At 74.0% G+C, this 15,501-nt stretch carries 16 protein-coding genes; 5 read left to right on the forward strand and 11 right to left on the reverse strand.

All coding sequences use genetic code 11. From position 1 onward, the window contains the following. The 7 genes from rnc to recG all read right to left on the reverse strand — a co-directional run bounded on the left by rnc (window position 1) and on the right by recG (window position 6,175). The gene (rnc, locus tag AC6EXY_RS23985; protein WP_101829869.1) at window positions 1-846 is read right to left on the reverse strand and encodes a ribonuclease III; all 846 of its coding nucleotides are present in this window, start codon (window positions 844-846) and stop codon (window positions 1-3) included. Further along, the gene (locus AC6EXY_RS23990) at window positions 843-1,871 is read right to left on the reverse strand and encodes a phosphate acetyl/acyltransferase (protein ID WP_101829868.1); all 1,029 of its coding nucleotides are present in this window, start codon (window positions 1,869-1,871) and stop codon (window positions 843-845) included. Before AC6EXY_RS23990 ends, rnc begins: the two co-directional genes overlap by 4 nt. Before the next feature lie 6 nt (window positions 1,872-1,877). Beyond that, complete coding sequence (gene rpmF / locus AC6EXY_RS23995) at window positions 1,878-2,048, reverse strand: 50S ribosomal protein L32 (RefSeq protein ID WP_101829867.1); 171 nt, start codon at window positions 2,046-2,048, stop codon at window positions 1,878-1,880. Continuing rightward, window positions 2,048-2,662, reverse strand: coding sequence for a YceD family protein (locus AC6EXY_RS24000; protein ID WP_101829866.1), 615 nt, complete (start codon window positions 2,660-2,662; stop codon window positions 2,048-2,050). Before AC6EXY_RS24000 ends, rpmF begins: the two co-directional genes overlap by 1 nt. Before the next feature lie 270 nt (window positions 2,663-2,932). Beyond that, window positions 2,933-3,421, reverse strand: coding sequence for a pantetheine-phosphate adenylyltransferase (coaD, locus tag AC6EXY_RS24005; protein WP_101829865.1), 489 nt, complete (start codon window positions 3,419-3,421; stop codon window positions 2,933-2,935). Continuing rightward, entirely contained in the window at window positions 3,418-3,975 is a 558-nt protein-coding gene (gene rsmD / locus AC6EXY_RS24010) for a 16S rRNA (guanine(966)-N(2))-methyltransferase RsmD (protein WP_101829864.1), read from the reverse strand. The genes coaD and rsmD overlap by 4 nt, the downstream gene beginning before the upstream one ends. A gap of 10 nt (window positions 3,976-3,985) precedes the next feature. Then, window positions 3,986-6,175 (reverse strand): ATP-dependent DNA helicase RecG, encoded by a 2,190-nt coding sequence (gene recG, locus AC6EXY_RS24015; protein WP_101829863.1) that lies wholly within the window; start codon window positions 6,173-6,175, stop codon window positions 3,986-3,988. A 218-nt stretch (window positions 6,176-6,393) separates the two neighbouring features. Between recG and rpmB the strand changes: the two genes are divergently transcribed. Further along, a complete protein-coding gene (gene rpmB / locus AC6EXY_RS24020; protein ID WP_101829862.1) occupies window positions 6,394-6,582 on the forward strand; it encodes a 50S ribosomal protein L28 in 189 nt (62 codons plus the stop codon). A gap of 74 nt (window positions 6,583-6,656) precedes the next feature. Next, window positions 6,657-7,763, forward strand: a complete 1,107-nt coding sequence (locus tag AC6EXY_RS24025) for a D-alanine--D-alanine ligase family protein (RefSeq protein WP_499818178.1) — start codon at window positions 6,657-6,659, stop codon at window positions 7,761-7,763. Between the two features lie 48 nt (window positions 7,764-7,811). Here AC6EXY_RS24025 and AC6EXY_RS24030 read toward each other — a convergent pair whose 3' ends face one another. After that, entirely contained in the window at window positions 7,812-8,276 is a 465-nt protein-coding gene (locus tag AC6EXY_RS24030; RefSeq protein WP_101829860.1) for a DUF3515 family protein, read from the reverse strand. Between the two features lie 91 nt (window positions 8,277-8,367). Then, complete coding sequence (locus AC6EXY_RS24035; protein WP_009742309.1) at window positions 8,368-8,601, reverse strand: Lrp/AsnC family transcriptional regulator; 234 nt, start codon at window positions 8,599-8,601, stop codon at window positions 8,368-8,370. Between the two features lie 251 nt (window positions 8,602-8,852). On the opposite strand from AC6EXY_RS24035, the gene thiD reads away from it, so the two are divergent. After that, window positions 8,853-9,662 (forward strand): bifunctional hydroxymethylpyrimidine kinase/phosphomethylpyrimidine kinase, encoded by an 810-nt coding sequence (thiD, locus tag AC6EXY_RS24040; RefSeq protein ID WP_101829859.1) that lies wholly within the window; start codon window positions 8,853-8,855, stop codon window positions 9,660-9,662. Window positions 9,663-9,762: 100 nt separating this feature from the next. Beyond that, window positions 9,763-11,115, forward strand: coding sequence for a UDP-N-acetylglucosamine 1-carboxyvinyltransferase (gene murA, locus AC6EXY_RS24045; RefSeq protein ID WP_101829858.1), 1,353 nt, complete (start codon window positions 9,763-9,765; stop codon window positions 11,113-11,115). A gap of 14 nt (window positions 11,116-11,129) precedes the next feature. Here murA and AC6EXY_RS24050 read toward each other — a convergent pair whose 3' ends face one another. Continuing rightward, window positions 11,130-12,161 (reverse strand): NAD(P)H-dependent glycerol-3-phosphate dehydrogenase, encoded by a 1,032-nt coding sequence (locus AC6EXY_RS24050; RefSeq protein WP_207770114.1) that lies wholly within the window; start codon window positions 12,159-12,161, stop codon window positions 11,130-11,132. A gap of 318 nt (window positions 12,162-12,479) precedes the next feature. Between AC6EXY_RS24050 and cofC the strand changes: the two genes are divergently transcribed. Continuing rightward, complete coding sequence (gene cofC / locus AC6EXY_RS24055; RefSeq protein ID WP_243407088.1) at window positions 12,480-13,145, forward strand: 2-phospho-L-lactate guanylyltransferase; 666 nt, start codon at window positions 12,480-12,482, stop codon at window positions 13,143-13,145. A 70-nt stretch (window positions 13,146-13,215) separates the two neighbouring features. Here the strand turns inward: cofC and AC6EXY_RS24060 are convergent, their stop codons facing one another. After that, window positions 13,216-15,264 carry a putative bifunctional diguanylate cyclase/phosphodiesterase gene (locus AC6EXY_RS24060; RefSeq protein ID WP_499842412.1) on the reverse strand — a complete coding sequence of 683 codons (2,049 nt, stop codon included), beginning with the start codon at window positions 15,262-15,264 and terminating at the stop codon, window positions 13,216-13,218. Window positions 15,265-15,501: the final 237 nt, after the last annotated feature.

Below are 15,501 nucleotides of genomic sequence, written 5' to 3' on the forward strand. Positions count from 1 at the left end.
TCAGGCAGCCGGCACGTCGCCGCCACGCTCCCGCACGCCGGAGGCGGCGCCGGCACCGTCCGTCCCGCTCACCGCCGGACCGGCCGGCGCGCCGCCCGCCGCCGCGTCCGCGTCACCCTGCTGCGCCGCGGCCGACGCTCGGCGCTCCAGCACCGCGAAGGCGGCGGCGGCCGCCCGCTGCTCGGCCTCCTTCTTACTACCGCCCTCGCCCTCGCCGAGCGCCTCTCCGGCGATCCTCGCGAAGGCGGTGAACCGCTTGGCGTGGTCCGGACCGGCCTCCGCGACCACGTACTCGGGCGGGCCGAGCGCGAGCAGCGCCGTCTGTTCCTGCAGCGAGGTCTTCCAGTCCAGGCCGGCGCCACGGCCCGCGGCCTCGTCCAGCAACGGGTCGAACAGCCGGTGGACGAAGTCGGAGGCCACGTCGAGCCCCGCCGACAGGTAGACGGCGCCGATGATCGCCTCGAGGGTGTCGGCGAGGATGCTCGCCTTGTCCCGGCCGCCGGTCGTCTCCTCGCCGCGGCCGAGCAGCAGGTAGGGGCCGAGGCCGGTCGGGCCGATCCCGCGGGCCACCGCGGCGAGCGCGCGCATGTTGACCACCGAGGCGCGCTGCTTGGCCAGCTGCCCCTCGGGCAGGTCGGGATGGCGCAGGAAGAGGGCGGCGGTGACGACGAGGCCGAGAACGGCGTCGCCGAGGAACTCCAGCCGCTCGTTGGTCGGCAGGCCGCCCTTCTCGTACGCGTACGAGCGGTGCGTCAGCGCGCGATCAAGCAGCTCCTGGTCGATGTCGGCGTCCAGGACCTTGATCAGGCCCTCGCGCGGGGGCGTCGGCGGCAGCTGGCGGGTCATCCGACCAGCCCGGCTCGGGCTCGCCGCCGGGCGACGAGCGTCGCCAGCGCCGTCCGGGCGTGCAAGCACAGATCCCCCCGAACGGCCAACGAGGCGACCCTCAGGGCCGCGAGCAGACCGTCGCCGCCGGCATCCACGGAACCTCCTTCGCCGCGGTCGGCGTGCACCGCGACGCCGTCGACCCCCAACACGATCGTTCCCCCCCGCACCTCAGGATCCTCCAGTGTTCCCCATGCCGGATCCAGCTCGGTACCCCTGTCCGCCGCGCCGCGCGGGCGCCGCCGTTCCAGCGCTGCCCGGATGACCGAGAGCACGATGTCGCCGGTGTAGCCGTCGGTGACCACGACCTCGAGTTCCCGGCCCGGCCCGGCCGCCGTCGCAACGGCGAGATCAGGCGTACGCGGGCCGAGATAGTCCAGGTCGAGCGTCCGCAGCGCCTCGTCGGCGGCGTCGCGCAGCGGGTCCACCAGCGCGACCCGCGCGGTCAGCAGGCCCACCCTGGGCGCCCGGGTGGAGAAGCGCAGTGCCGCGTACGCACCACCGAGCAGCGCGCTCTGCGCGAACTCGTCAGCGGTACCGAACGGGCCACCCCCCGCGTCACACAGGACGACACCCGCCTCGCGCTCACCGACGACCGAGGCGAGCACCGCCCGCGTCGCGCCGGGTAGCAGGCCGTACGTGAACTGGGCGGCCGCGAGGACGGACTCGACCGGCGCCACGGAGACCATGGCGTCCGCCTCGCCGTCGCGCACGAGCCGGGCCGCGACCCGGACGCCCGCGCCGCGCCGCCCGCGCACGTCCCGCAGCGCCTGCGGACCGCCGTCGACCGACTGCGACGCGCTCCGCAGCAGCACTCGCTCGCCTGGGGCGATGCCCAACCTGGCCAGGTCGTCCTCGACGCCGCCCTCGGCCGCCACGAGGATCAGCACGAGGCGTGGATCAGCGTCCAGCGCGGTGGGCAACGCCTCGAGGAGGGGTCCAGCGGGCAGCCCCTCCCCCAGCAGGTCTACGGCGATGCGGGTCACATCGGGTCAGACGTCAAGCACCTGACGATCGTTGTACCGGCCGCACGTCGTGCACACGGTGTGCGGCCGGATCACGTGCCCACGCGAGCACTTCGCGAGGGTCGGCACGGCGGCCTTCCACTGCGAACGGCGGGAGCGGGTGTTGCTGCGCGAGGTGCGCCGTTTCGGGACGGCCACTATTCCTTCTCCTTGTTCTCGTCAGGGTCCAGCGGACCCTGCTCAGCTCCTGTCGGAGTGTCCTGCGCCAAGCCGGACAGGGCGGCCCACCGAGGGTCGGAACGGGCGTGCGAGTGATCCGGCCCGACGTCGTCCAGCCGGGCGCCGCAGTCGACGCAGAGGCCCGCGCAGTCCGGCCGGCAGGTGGGCGACAGCGGCAGGTCCAGGACCAGGGCGTCGCGCACCACCGGCGCGAGGTCCGCGTGGTCGTCGACGAGAACGCGGACGTCCTCGTCCTCCTGCGACATGTCGGCCGCCCGGTCAGGGTAGTAGAACAGCTCACGGAGCTCGACCGTGCCGACGTCGCTCAGGCCTTCGAGGCAGCGGGCGCACTCCCCCTGTAGCGGGGCGACCACGGTGCCACTGACCAGGACGCCCTCGATCACCGACTCGAGCCGCAGGTCCAGCGTGCCCGTCGCGCCCGGGGCGACCCACATCATCTCCGTGCCGAGGTCGGCCGGGAGCTCGACCTGGGTACGCACAGGCCTCATGGACCCCGGGCGCCGGCCAAGTTCCCGGGTGTCGAGCACCAGGGGGCCCTTGGGGGTGCGGCGGCGGGGCTGTGATCCGGTCATGGCGGCAGTCACGTTCACGTCTGGTCCGAGTCGGGACGCCCGCCGATGGCGGGGCCTACATGGATGTGGTCACGGTCGACGTCGGCTGGCGAGCGGGGATCCGCGGGAGCCCGGCTCATCCGAGCGCCCGGAGCCCGCTCACCGAGGGGCGTCGGACGGATCCGAACCCAGTCAGTCGACGGCTCTCGTCCAGCCTATCCGATCGCGCCACCGGGCGGCCGGGCGCGCTCCCCGCCGGCACCCGCCCGCCGTGGCCCCGCCACGCCCGCCCTACTGGCCGCCGCGGTCGCGCAGCGCCTTCAGCACGACGTCGGGGACGAGCCCGGAGACGTCACCGCCGTAGCGGGCGACCTCCTTGACCAGACTCGACGACAGAAAAGCATATTGCGGATTCGTGCTCATGAAGAGCGTCTCCACACCAGCGAGCGAGTTGTTCATCTGGGCCATCTGCAGCTCGTAGTCGAAATCACTCACCGCCCGCAGCCCCTTGACGATGGACTGAATTCCTCGGGAACGGCAGAAATCTACGACGAGCCCATGCGACGAATCGACCACGACATTTGTCGGCGCAGCGGGATGATCTCGCAACGCCTGCCGAATGAGCTCGATCCGCTCGTCGATGGCGAACAAGGTCGCCTTGTTCTTGTTGATCGAGACGGCGACCACGACCTCATCAAAGAGTTTGCTCGCCCTGATGACGATGTCGAGATGACCGTTGGTGATCGGATCAAATGAACCGGGACAGGCTGCCCTCCTCATGATCGAATACCGTACCAGAGGACACCCTCTCCGTACCTCCGGTCACGGAGAGCGCGCAACCCAGCTGGCCATGCAACCGGACTCGATCGATGGGACCTTTCGACGACACAGACACCGTCCGCAGTCAGCCACGCGCCGGCGGCGAGCATTGACAGCACCTCGCCGACCTCGGCATCGCTCATCGCATAGGGCGGATCGAGGAAAACCACGTCGTAGGGATTCCCCGACGTGTGCTGCACCACACGCGTTACCGGCGACTGGAGGATCTCCGCTCCCGGCAGTCCCAGCATGGTCACGTTCCGGCGCAGCGCGCGGATCGCCGCCGGATCGCGGTCGACCAGCAGCACATGCGACGCGCCCCGGGACAGCGCCTCGAGCCCGACCGCGCCGGAGCCCGCGTAGAGATCGGCGACGCGGGCGCCGTCGAGATCCACCAGGGTGGCGAGACTGTTGAAAAGGCCCTCGCGGGCCCGGTCGGAGGTCGGGCGCGTGGCCCTGCCCGGCGGAACGACCAGTTGTCGCCCGCCGGCACTACCGGCGACGATGCGCGTCATCGAACGTCGGTCATCCCTTCTCCAGAAAGGCCGCGCTCGTGTCGTCGAGCATGGCATCGAGCAGGCGCCGCAAAGCGGGATGAGCGGTCAGCTCCGGATCCTCCTCGACGATCCGGACCGCCTCGACCCGGGCCTGGCGGATGAGGTCCTCGTCCCGCAGCAGCGCCAGCAGCCGCAGCGACCGGCGCCCCCCGGACTGGGCCGCCCCCAGGACGTCGCCCTCCCGCCGCTGCTCCAGGTCCAGCCGGGAGAGCTGTGCCCCGTCCCGGGTCGCCGCGACGGCGCCCAGCCGTTGCCAGGCCGGGGTCTCCTCGTCGACCGCCGTGTACAGCAGGCACCAGCCCGCGGCGGTGCCGCGACCCACCCGGCCGCGGAGCTGGTGCAGCTGGGACACCCCGAAACGATCCGCGTCCAGCACGACCATCACCGTGGCGTTCGGGACGTTCACCCCGACCTCGATGACGGTGGTCGCCACCAGGACGTCGGTCTTTCCGGCGGCGAAGTCGTTCATCACGGTCTCCCGCCGCGCCGGCGCCAGCCGGCCGTGCAGCGACTCGACCCGCAGGCCCGCGAGCTCTCCCTCGGCGAGCCTCGGCAGCACCTCGACCACGGTGGCCGCCGGGTGCGCCCCGCGCGCGTCCGCCCCGTCCGCCAGGTCCGCGGCCGCGGCCGGGTCGTCGTCGTCCGCGCCCTCGCCGCCGATCCGCGGGCAGACCACGTAGGCCTGGCGACCGGCGGCGACCTCGTCGCGGATCCGCCCCCACATGCGATCGGTCCACGACCGCACGGCGGCCGGGACCACGTACGTCGACACCGGGGCGCGCCCGGCCGGCAGTTCGGTGAGCTCGGAGACCTCCAGATCACCGAAGACGGTCATGGCGACCGTGCGCGGGATCGGGGTCGCGGTCATGACCAGCAGATGCGGCGGGCGCCGGCCACGAGCGCGCAGCGCGTCGCGCTGCTCGACGCCGAAGCGGTGCTGCTCGTCGACGATGATCAGGCCGAGGTCGGCGAAGACGACGTCCTCGTGCAGCAGCGCGTGGGTGCCCACGACCAGGCCTGCCGCTGCGCTCGCGAGGGATGCCAACGCCTCGCGCCGCGCCCGGGCACCCATCGAGCCCGTGACGAGGACCACTCCCGTGGCGCGCGGGTCTCCCCCGAGCTCCCCCGGGCGGGCCAGGTCGCCCAGCATCTCCCGCAGGCTGCGGTGATGCTGCGCCGCGAGGGTCTCGGTCGGCGCCAGCAGCACCGCCTGACCGCCCGCGTCCACCACGGCGAGCATCGCACGCAGGGCCACGACCGTCTTGCCCGAGCCGACCTCCCCCTGCAGCAGCCGATGCATCGGCACCGGGCGGGCCATGTCCGCGGCGATGGCGGCGCCGACCTCGCGCTGGCCCGCGGTGAGCGGGAAGGGCAGCGCGGCGTCGAAGGCGGCGAGCAGGCCGTCCGGACCGGCGACCCGCGCGGTGGTGGCCTGCGCCTGCACCTCGCGGCGGCGCCGCGCGAGCGCCACCTGGAGCACCAGCGCCTCGTCCCAGGTCAGGCGCTTGCGGCCGCGGGCGGCCTCGGCCCTCGAGGCCGGCTGGTGCACCAGCCGGAAGGCGTCCGCGAGCGCCGGCAGGCGGTGCTGCGCGCGCAGCCGGCCCGGCAGCGGATCGTCGAGGGGGTCCAGCGAGTCCAGCGCCAGGCGCACGCAGCGCGCCAGTGTCCAGCTCGGCACCTTCGCGGCGGCCGGATAGATCGGCACCAGCGCGTTCGCGAACCCCTGCCCCGCATCGTCGCCGTCCGCGTCCGTCTCCAGGAGCTGGACCTCGGGGTTGGTGAGCTGCCAGCGGCCGCGGTACTCGTCGACCTTCCCGGCGAACAGGGCGGTCGTCCCGGGACGCAGATCACGCTCCCGCCAGGTCTGGTTGAAGAAGGTGAGCGGCAGCGACTGGCGGCCGTCCGTCACCGTCACCTTCAGCATCGACCGGCGCCGGTCGCGCATCGGCCGCCGCTCGATCCTCTCCACCCGGGCCTGGACGGTGACGGTCTCGCCGACGACCAGGTCCGCGAGGTCGGTCAGCTCGCCGCGTTCGTGGTAGCGGCGGGGCAGATGCCCGAGGAGGTCGCCGACCAGGCGCAGGTCGAGGCCGTCCGCCAGCAGGCCGGCGGCACGTGCGCCGAGCAGCGTCGTCAGGGGCGTGTCGAGGTCGACCACACTCCAGATACTGCACCGCCCCACCGACGTTCTCCGGGCCCGATCACCGCACGCCCCACGGTCGGGACCACATCGGCCCATCCGGTGGCACGGCGGCTGAGGTACGCTCGGCATGGTTTCCGCCACGCGGGTTCTCCCGACCATCGCTTTCGGGATGAGTACACGCTCGCGGGCGACCAGCTACTACTTCGACTTACTACTTCGACGGAGTGTCTCTCGTGTCTTCGGTGTGCGACGTCTGCGGCAAGGGGCCGGGCTTCGGTATGTCGGTCTCCCACTCCCACCGACGCACTCGCCGTCGCTGGAACCCCAACATCCAGACCGTGCGCGGCGTGGTGGGTGGCGCGCGGCGTCGGATGAACGTCTGCACCTCCTGCCTCAAGGCCGGCAAGGTCACCCGCGGCTGACGCCGTCCCGCGCGAAGCCCTGCCGGAGGCCCCGGCCCATCCGTTAGGGTCCCGGCATGGCAGCATCCTCCGGCATGGCAGGAACCCCCGGTCGGATCCGGCTCGGCCTCCTGTTCGGCGGCCGCAGCACCGAGCACGCGATCTCCTGCGTGTCCGCCAGCAGTGTGCTGCGTGCTCTTGATCGCGACGCCTACGACGTCCTCCCGATCGGCATCGACCAGGACGGTCGCTGGCTCCTGCTACCCGACGACGCCGACGCCCTCACCCCGCGGGGTGACGGGCTGCCGTCGGTTCAGGCGTCGGCCGGGCAGCGGATCGTCCTCGCGCCCGACCCGACAGGCCGTCGCCTCGCCCCGCGGGACGCCGCGTCGTCCGTGCGGGACTCGATTGGTGACGTGGACGTCGTGTTCCCCCTGCTGCACGGCCCGTTCGGTGAGGACGGCACCGTGCAGGGGCTGCTCGAGATGGCCGGTCTGCCCTATGTGGGTTCCGGCGTGTTCGCCAGCGCCGCCGCGATGGACAAGCAGCACATGAAGTCGCTGCTGCGGGCCGCCGGCCTGCCCGTCGGGCCGTACGCCGTGCTCCGTGCCGGCCAGAGCCTGTCCGAGGCGGACCAGGAGCGGCTCGGACTGCCCGTGTTCGTCAAACCGGCCCGCGGCGGCTCCAGCATCGGCATCAGCCGCGTGGACGCCTGGGCCGACCTCGACACCGCGGTGAAGGCCGCGCGGGCGAGCGATCCCAAAGTTCTGATCGAGGCGGCGGTCGTCGGCCGCGAGATCGAGTGCGGCGTGCTCGGGCGGCTCGACGGCACCTCCCCGCAGGCGAGCCTGCCCGCGGAGATCATCGTCTCGTCGCCGAGCGGTTTCTACGACTTCGACGCGAAGTACGCCTCCGACCAGACCCGCTTCGACGTGCCGGCCCGGCTGTCCCCGGCGGCGCTCGACCGCGTCCAGCGGGTGGCGGTCACCGCGTTCGAGGCGCTCGACTGCGCGGGCCTGGCCCGGGTCGACGTGTTCCTGACCCCGGCGGACGAGGTCGTCGTCAACGAGGTGAACACGATGCCCGGCTTCACCCCGATGTCGATGTTCCCGCGCATGTGGGCGGCGAGCGGCGTCGACTACCCGGCGCTGGTCGACCGGCTGGTGCGCCTGGCCCTGCGCGACGGCGCCGGGCTGCGCTGACACCGCCCACGCGGCCGGGACGAGGCCGTGGATGGCGGGACGAGGCCGTCAGGCCGTCGTCGACCGGCTGTGCGCCCGCACGGCGGCCGCCACCCCGACGAGCACGTCGAAGGGCTGCGCGTCCTCCAGAGCGGCGGCGGGCATGGTGAGCACGATGTGCGGCGAGCGGGTCGGCGTCGAGAACCGCATGCCGTCGCCCACCTTCTCCGAGAACCAGCCGACGTCGTCGATCACGGACAGCCTGGAGTCAGGCCGGTAGCTGGCCGGGACGCCGGCCGCCCCGCAGGACACGACGACCGGCCCGCGCCCGAACGCGGCCGCGCTGGTCTGCGGCGGGTCGAGCCGGCGCCGGTCGAGACCGTCGCCGAGCGAGGCGGGCAGCGCCTGGATGAGCGCGGCGCACGACGCCCGCTGCGACGGCGCCGGCACCGCGACGTCGGTGAGCCGGACCGGACCGGGACCGCCACAGGCGGCGAGCAGGACGCCCGCCGCCAGAGCGAGGACCGCCCCCACCCGGACGGTCGCTCGCCCCCGCCGGTCGTGGGCGCCGGTTGGCACCGTGATGCCCCGATCACGCCGATCGCCGCCGGTCGGGACCAGACCGTCAGAAATGGACGACGGGGCAGGTCAGTGTCCGGGTGATGCCGTCGACCGACTGCACCCTGGACATGACCATCTTGCCGAGATCGTCCACCGTGGGCGCCTCGGCACGCACGATGACGTCGTAGGGGCCGGTCACGTCCTCGGCCTGGGTGACCCCGGGGATCTGCTCGATCTCCTTGGCAACCGACGCGGACTTGCCGACCTCGGTCTGGATAAGGATGTACGCGTGGACCACAGACGCTCCCTCGTCGGACGTCGACAGCCCGTCGAGCAGAACTACGGGCCGACAGAAGGTAACAGGCAAACGGGCCGGATGAGAGCCTCCGCGGCCGAGGAATTTCCTCGACTCGGCCGGCGGTGGTCGATTGACGACCACCGCGCGCTCGTCCGGTCCCCAATCCTGGGGCCCGACGGCCCGTTCTCGTACCCGATTGTGATGGCAGCCACGATCACAGCTACGGATTGTGAAGACCGGAGAGACACGTGATGACCTGCCACGAACCGGCCGGTGCCCCGCCGCGCGCCCTGACCATCGCCGGCTCGGACTCGGGCGGCGGCGCGGGCATCCAGGCCGATCTGAAGACGATGCTCGAGTTCGGCGTGCACGGGATGAGCGCGATCGTCGCCGTGACGGCGCAGAACTCCGTCGGCGTCCACGGCGTGTGGGATCTACCGGCCGAGGCGGTGCGCGGGCAGATCCGCGCGGTCGTCGACGACATCGGGGTCGACGTGGTCAAGACCGGCATGCTTTCCTCGGCCGCGCTCGTCGCGCTCGTCGCCGGGGAGCTGGACCGGACCCGGGCACCGGTCGTCGTCGATCCGGTGGGCGTCTCGAAGCACGGCGACCCGCTGCTGGCCCCGGACGCGGTCGACGTCGTGCGCCGCGAGCTGCTGCCCCGCGCGACGGTGGTGACACCGAACCTGGACGAGGTCCGGCTGCTGACCGGCGTCGAGGTCCACGACGCCGCGGACCTGCCGCGCGCCGCCGAGGCGCTGCTCGCGCTGGGCCCGGCCTGGGTGCTCGTCAAGGGTGGGCATCTTCGCGGCGACGCGGTCGATCTGCTGACCGACGGCACCTCGCGGTTCCTGCTGCGCGGTCCCCGCCTGGACCGGCGGCACACCCATGGCACCGGCTGCACCCTGGCCTCCGCCCTCGCCTCCCGACTCGCCTGGGGCGACACGCCGGAGCAGGCGGCGAAGGCCGCGAAGGACTACGTCAGCGGCGCGCTGGCGGCCGGGTTCCCCCTCGGCGCGGGCATCGGGCCGGTGGACCACGGCTATCGTCACCGCAGGTAGCCGCCGCCGGTCCGGCCCCGCGCGCCGCTAGCACTTCTGGTTCAATCGGCCCGCCACATGTGACCTGATGCATCCGCACCATCGCCATGGGAGGTAGCCCGTGGGGGCGACCAACGCTGCAGCGACGACGCCGGGCGGCACGGACCACCGGTGGTACCGGATCGAGGGCGGCGAGCCGCTGCACGGCTCGGTCGAGGCCTCCGGCGCCAAGAACTCGGTCACGAAGCTGCTGGTCGCGACGCTGCTGACCCCGCAGCCGTGCACCCTGACCCGGGTGCCGCGCATCGCCGAGGTCGACGTCGTGCTGGGCATGCTGGCCGAGCTCGGCACCCACGTCGAGTGGCTGGACGACCACACCGTCCGGCTGACGACCGAACGGATCGTCGAGGCCTCGCTGTCCGAGGCCTACTCCGGGGTGAACCGGATCCCGATCCTGATGATGGGCCCGCTGTTGCACCGCGTCGGCGAGGCGGTCATTCCGCTGCCCGGTGGCTGCCGGATCGGCAAGCGCCCGGTGGACTTCCACCTCGCGGGCCTGCGGGCGATGGGCGCGGAGATCGTCGAGCAGCTGCGGTCCGTCCAGGTGAAGACGCTCGGGCTGAGGGGCACCCACGTCGCGCTGCCCTTCCCGAGCGTCGGCGCCACGGAGAACCTGCTGCTCGCCGCCGTCCGGGCACAGGGGACCACGGTGATCTCGAACGCCGCCGTCGAGCCGGAGGTCGTCGACCTCATCCTGTTCCTGCAGCAGATGGGCGCGCTCGTCGACGTCGAGGCGGACCGGACGATCGTCGTCCAGGGCGTGGACCATCTGCGGGGCGCCACCCACGCGCCGATCCACGACCGCATCGAGGTCGCCTCCTTCGCGGCCGCCGCCGTCGCCACCGGCGGCCGGGTGGAGGTGGTCGGCGCCCGCCAGGAGCATCTGATGACGTTCCTGAACCACCTGCGCCGCCTCGGCGGCGAGTTCGAGGTGACGCCCCGGGGCATGACGTTCTTCCGGTCCCGCCCGCTGACCGCCGCGCACGTCCAGACCGACGTGCACCCCGGCTTCATGACCGACTGGCAGCAGCCGCTCGTGGTGCTGCTCACCCAGGCGCGCGGCGCCTCGGTCGTGCACGAGACGATCTATGAGGACCGGTTCGGCTACACCCGCCAGCTCGCCGAGATGGGCGCGGACATCGCCCTGTCAACGCTGTGCCTGGGCGGGAAGTCCTGCCGGTTCGCCGCCCGCGACTTCGAGCACTCGGCGGTCGTGAGCGGGCCGACGCCGCTGACCGGCGGGGACCTGGCGATCCCGGATCTGCGGGCCGGCTTCGCCTACGTGCTCGCGGCGCTGGTGGCCGAGGGCACCAGCGTGATCCGCGGCACCCGGTTCCTGGAGCGCGGCTACGAGGATCCGGTCGGCAAGCTGCGCTCGATCGGGGCACGGGTCGAGCCCGCCCCGGTGGGCTAAGTACCGGGGCGACCCTAGGAGCCTGCCCCGGTGGGTTGGGACACCGGCCGGTACTCCGGCCCCGGCTCGCGGCTCATCAGGTCCTTGACCGCCTCCATCGGCGGCAGACCCTCGTAGAGGACCCGCTCCACCTGCCGGGTGATCGGCATCGACACACCGTGCCGCTCGGCCATGGCGAGCAGCGGCCGGCAGGACCGGACCCCCTCGGCCACCTGCCGCTGCTCGGCCTCCACCTGGGCGAGGGTGAGGCCCCGGCCGAGCTTCTCCCCGAACGTCCGGTTGCGCGACAGCGGCGACCCGCAGGTCGCCACCAGGTCACCGAGACCGGCGAGGCCCGCGAAGGTCATCGGATCGGCGCCGAGCGCGACGCCGAGGCGCACGGTCTCCGCCAGCCCGCGGGTGATGAGGGACGCCTGGCTGTTCGTCCCGAACCCCATGCCCTCGAGCATGCCGGCGGCCAGCGCGATGACGTTCTTCACCGCGCCCCCGAGCTCGCATCCGGTCACGTCGGCGTTGGTGTAGGGCCGGAAGTACGGCGTCCAGCAGGCAGCCTGGACGACCCGCGCGGTGTGCGGCGACGGGCTCGCCACCACGGTCGCGGCCGGATGCTCGGCGGCGATCTCGTGAGCCAGATTCGGCCCGCTGACCACCGCGATGCGCGCCCGGTCGACGCCGGCCACCTCCGCGATGACCTCGCTCATCCGCTGCCGGCTCGCCGCCTCGACGCCCTTCATCAGGCTGACCCAGATGGCGTCGGGCGCGGCGAGCGCCGCCCAGGGGGCGAGCACCGACCGCAGCGCCTGCGACGGCACCGCCAGCACGACCAGCTGGGCGCGCGCGAGCGCCCGCGCCGGGTCGACGGTCGCCCGGACCTGGTCCGGGAGACGGACCGACGGCAGGTAACGCGGGTTGACGTGCCGGTCGTTGATCGCCCTGACGACATCGGCGTCCCTGGCGACGAGGTCGACCCGGGCGCCGGCATCCGCGAGCACCTTGGCGAAGACGGTGCCCCAGGACCCGGCGGCGAGCACCGCCACCCGCCTCACGCGGCGGTCCTCCGGGCACGGGCGGTCATGAAGATGATCATTCCCTTCGGTCGGTCCTCGCGGGACCGGCGCCGCGATCCGGGCGCCGCGGCCCCTCCGTCGACCGTAACCGCCGCCCCGCGGGGCAGGACGATGGATGCGCCGCTCACCAGGCACATCGCCACGGCCGTGACGCCGGGAACGCGCCCGGGCGACGCGTGACGCACCCTCGGCGATCTCCTGACGACGCCGACGATACGTTCAGGACCAACCCGGCCACCCACCCCAGGACCGTCCAGCACGCCTGCAACGGCCTCGCCATGGCCTATGGTCGCGTTCGTGTCATTCCCCCCGGGTCAGGCGCCGTGGACGGTGCTGCTGCCGCTGAAGAACCTGGCGCGGGCGAAGTCCCGGCTGCTGCGTCCGGACCGTGGCCGGCTCGCGCTCGCCATGGCGCTCGACACCGTCACGGCCGTGCTCACCACCGCGAGTGAGCTGGTGGCCGTCGTCATGGTGATCACCAACGAACCGGCGGTCCAGCGAGCCCTGACGCCGGCCGTGCGGGCCCGGCTCGTCGTCCTGCCCGACGTGCCGGACGAGGGTCTCAATCCGGCGCTGGCGCACGGCGCGACGGTGGCGGGCGAGCGCTGGCCGGGGCGCCCGCTGGCCGCGCTGTCCGCCGATCTGCCGGCGCTGCGCACGCAGGAGCTGGCCCGCGCGCTGGCCGAGGCCGGCAGGCATCCGCGCGCGGTCCTCGCCGACGCGGCCGGCACCGGCACCGTCCTGCTCACCGCCACGGCGGGCGCCGCGCTGGACCCGTCCTTCGGGCCGCGTAGCCGCGAGGCGCACCGGCGCTCCGGCGCGGTCGACATCACCGGCCCGCTGGGCGCCACCGTGCCCGGCCTGCGCCACGACGTCGACACGGTGGAGGACCTCGACCGTGCCCGCCTGCTCGGCGTGGGCAGCGCCACCGCGGCCGCGCTCGACGGCGCCACGCCGGACTGACCGGACCGACGGGACTGACCAGACCGACGGGACTGACGGGACTGACCGGACCGACCGCCGGGGTGCGGGCTCAGATCGCGGCGGCGGACGGCCCGGCGGCTCGCGGCCACCGGCCCGCCATCCCGATCCGCCGGCCGGCGGCGCCCTCGCCCTGCGCGCCCGGGGCCGCCGGACCGCTCTCCTCCTCCTCCGTCGCGGCCCACCGCGCGACCAGCGGCGCCGGCAGCGGCCCGGGTCGCGCGAAGTGGTACCCCTGGCCGAGTTCGCAGCCGAGCTCCTCCAGTTCGGCCACCTGGCCCTCCTGCTCGATCCCCTCCGCGACGACCACCGCGCCCAGGTCGTGCGCCATGCTGATCATCCAGCGGCGCATGGCGGCGACCCGGCCGCCCTCCCGCGGTGGTTCGAGCAGGGTCCGATCGAGCTTGACCACGTCCACCGGCAGCAGGTGCAGGGCTGCCAGCGTGCTGTGGCCGGCACCGACGTCGTCGAGGGCGACGGCGACGCCCAGCGCGCGGACCTCCTCGAGCACCTCCCGCGCGCCGTGCAGGTCGCTGATCCGGCTGGTCTCGGTGACCTCGACGACGAGGCGGGACGGGTCGAACCGGCTCGCGGCCAGCGCCCGCGCCACGCTGTCCAGCAGGGTCGTGTCCGCGACCCGGCTCGCGGACACGTTGACGTGCAGGCGAAGCCCCGGATCGGGGTAGGCCACCGCGATCTCCGCGCAGGCCTGACTGAGGATCATGTCGTCGAGGGTGCCGACGATTCCGCTGTTCTCGGCGGCGGCGACGAAGGTGCCGGGGGGCACCGGCCCGCGCCCGGGGGCCGTCCACCGCGCGAGGGCCTCCAGGGCGACCGGCCGGCGGTCCCGAAGGCGCACGATGGGCTGGTAGTGCACGGCGAAGCCGGCCGACCAGCCGCCGCGGCGCAGCGCCGTCGCCAGCGCGTCCGCGAGATGGGTCCCCGCCACGAGCTGGGCGCCGGGCGTCGCGCTCAGGCCGGGCCGGTAGACGACCAGCCGGTTCTTGCCCGTCTGCTTCGCCGCGTGCAGCGCGGTGTCGGCGCGGCGCAGCAGGGCCTCGGTCGTCTCCTGGGTCCGCCCGGCCACGACCAGCCCGACGCTGGCGCGCACGGGCCAGTGGTGGCCGCCGACCGCCACCGGCTGGCGCAGGGCGACGAGCACCCGCTCGGCCACCTGCTCGGGCAGCTCCCGCCCGCCGTCGAGCAGGACGGCGAACTCGTCGGCGCCCAGCCGGGCGACCGTGTCCGACGTGCGCACGCAGTGCCGCAGCCGCTGGCCGACGGCGCGCAGGAGGTGGTCGCCGGCGGCGTGGCCGAGGCTGTCGTTGATGACGCGGAAGTCGTCGAGGTCGCAGTACAGGACGGCGACGTCGCGTCCGTCCCGTCGGCTGGCCGTCAGCGCGTCGGTCAGCCGCTGGTGGAAAAGACCCCGGTTGGCGAGCTCGGTGAGCGGATCGTGGGTGACCCAGTGCCGTACCTCGCGCTCGGCCTCCCCCAGCGCCGTCACGAGCCGCTGGCCGGTCCGCAGCGTGACCATCTGGCGCGCGAGCATCGCGGTCACCAGCGCCACCCCGGCCGCGATCTCGACCGGATCCAGCGCGCCGGCGCGCCCGCAGCGGCCGAGCAGCAGGGCGGCCACCGCCGTGGCGGCGAGGTGGGGGGCGCAGGCGCGGGCCCACTCGGCGAGGTCCGCGCGCCGCTGGTCGCGCTCCGGCGCGGCATCCTCGTCCGCCTTGCCGGCCCACTGGGCGGCCGCGGCGACCAGGAGCGCGCCCATCACCGCGGCCGGCGCCGCCATCGGCCCGACCGCCCGCGCGACGCCCTCGCCGGCCGGGCCGGACCAGTCGATCCGGCCGTACCAGAGGCCGGCGAACGCGAGGGATACGAGCCCGGCGCCGGCGGCGACGACCGCGGGCAGGTCGGCCGGCTGGCGAAAGCCCGTGACGTGCAGGACCGCGAGGGCCAGCACCAGCACGGCGACGGGATGCGCGGCGGCGACCAGCTGCCGGGCCGCCCCGGCGCCGGGGTGGGCGCCCGCGTCGGCACCGCCGAGGCCGGCCAGGACGCCGGACCAGGCCAGCAGGCACAGCGAACCGCTCACGATGACCTCGTCGAGCGCGTCGTGCGCGATCAGCGGCCGGCGGGGCCGGATCGCCCAGCCCGCCCCCGCGGCGGCGGCCGCCGCCGCCGCGAGATCGGAAGAGCGGCGGGGAGGGGAAGAGGGTCTGCTAGCGTGGTGTGGGGGGGGGGGGGGGGGGGCTGTGGGGGGGGGGGGGGGGGGGGGGGGGGGGGGGGGGGGGGGGGGGGGGGGGGGGGGGGGGGGGGGGGGGGGGGGGGG

This window comes from Frankia sp. RB5, assembly GCF_059816245.1.

Excerpts from the sequence above, each read along its gene's own strand:
- AC6EXY_RS24025 (WP_499818178.1), top strand. The coding sequence starts at position 6,657 with ATGGCAGGAACCCCCGGTCGGATCCGGCTCGGCCTCCTGTTCGGCGGC.
- AC6EXY_RS24000 (WP_101829866.1), bottom strand. The coding sequence starts at position 2,662 with ATGACCGGATCACAGCCCCGCCGCCGCACCCCCAAGGGCCCCCTGGTG.
- coaD (WP_101829865.1), bottom strand. The coding sequence starts at position 3,421 with ATGAGGAGGGCAGCCTGTCCCGGTTCATTTGATCCGATCACCAACGGT.
- thiD (WP_101829859.1), top strand. The coding sequence starts at position 8,853 with ATGACCTGCCACGAACCGGCCGGTGCCCCGCCGCGCGCCCTGACCATC.
- rnc (WP_101829869.1), bottom strand. The coding sequence starts at position 846 with ATGACCCGCCAGCTGCCGCCGACGCCCCCGCGCGAGGGCCTGATCAAG.
- rsmD (WP_101829864.1), bottom strand. The coding sequence starts at position 3,975 with ATGACGCGCATCGTCGCCGGTAGTGCCGGCGGGCGACAACTGGTCGTT.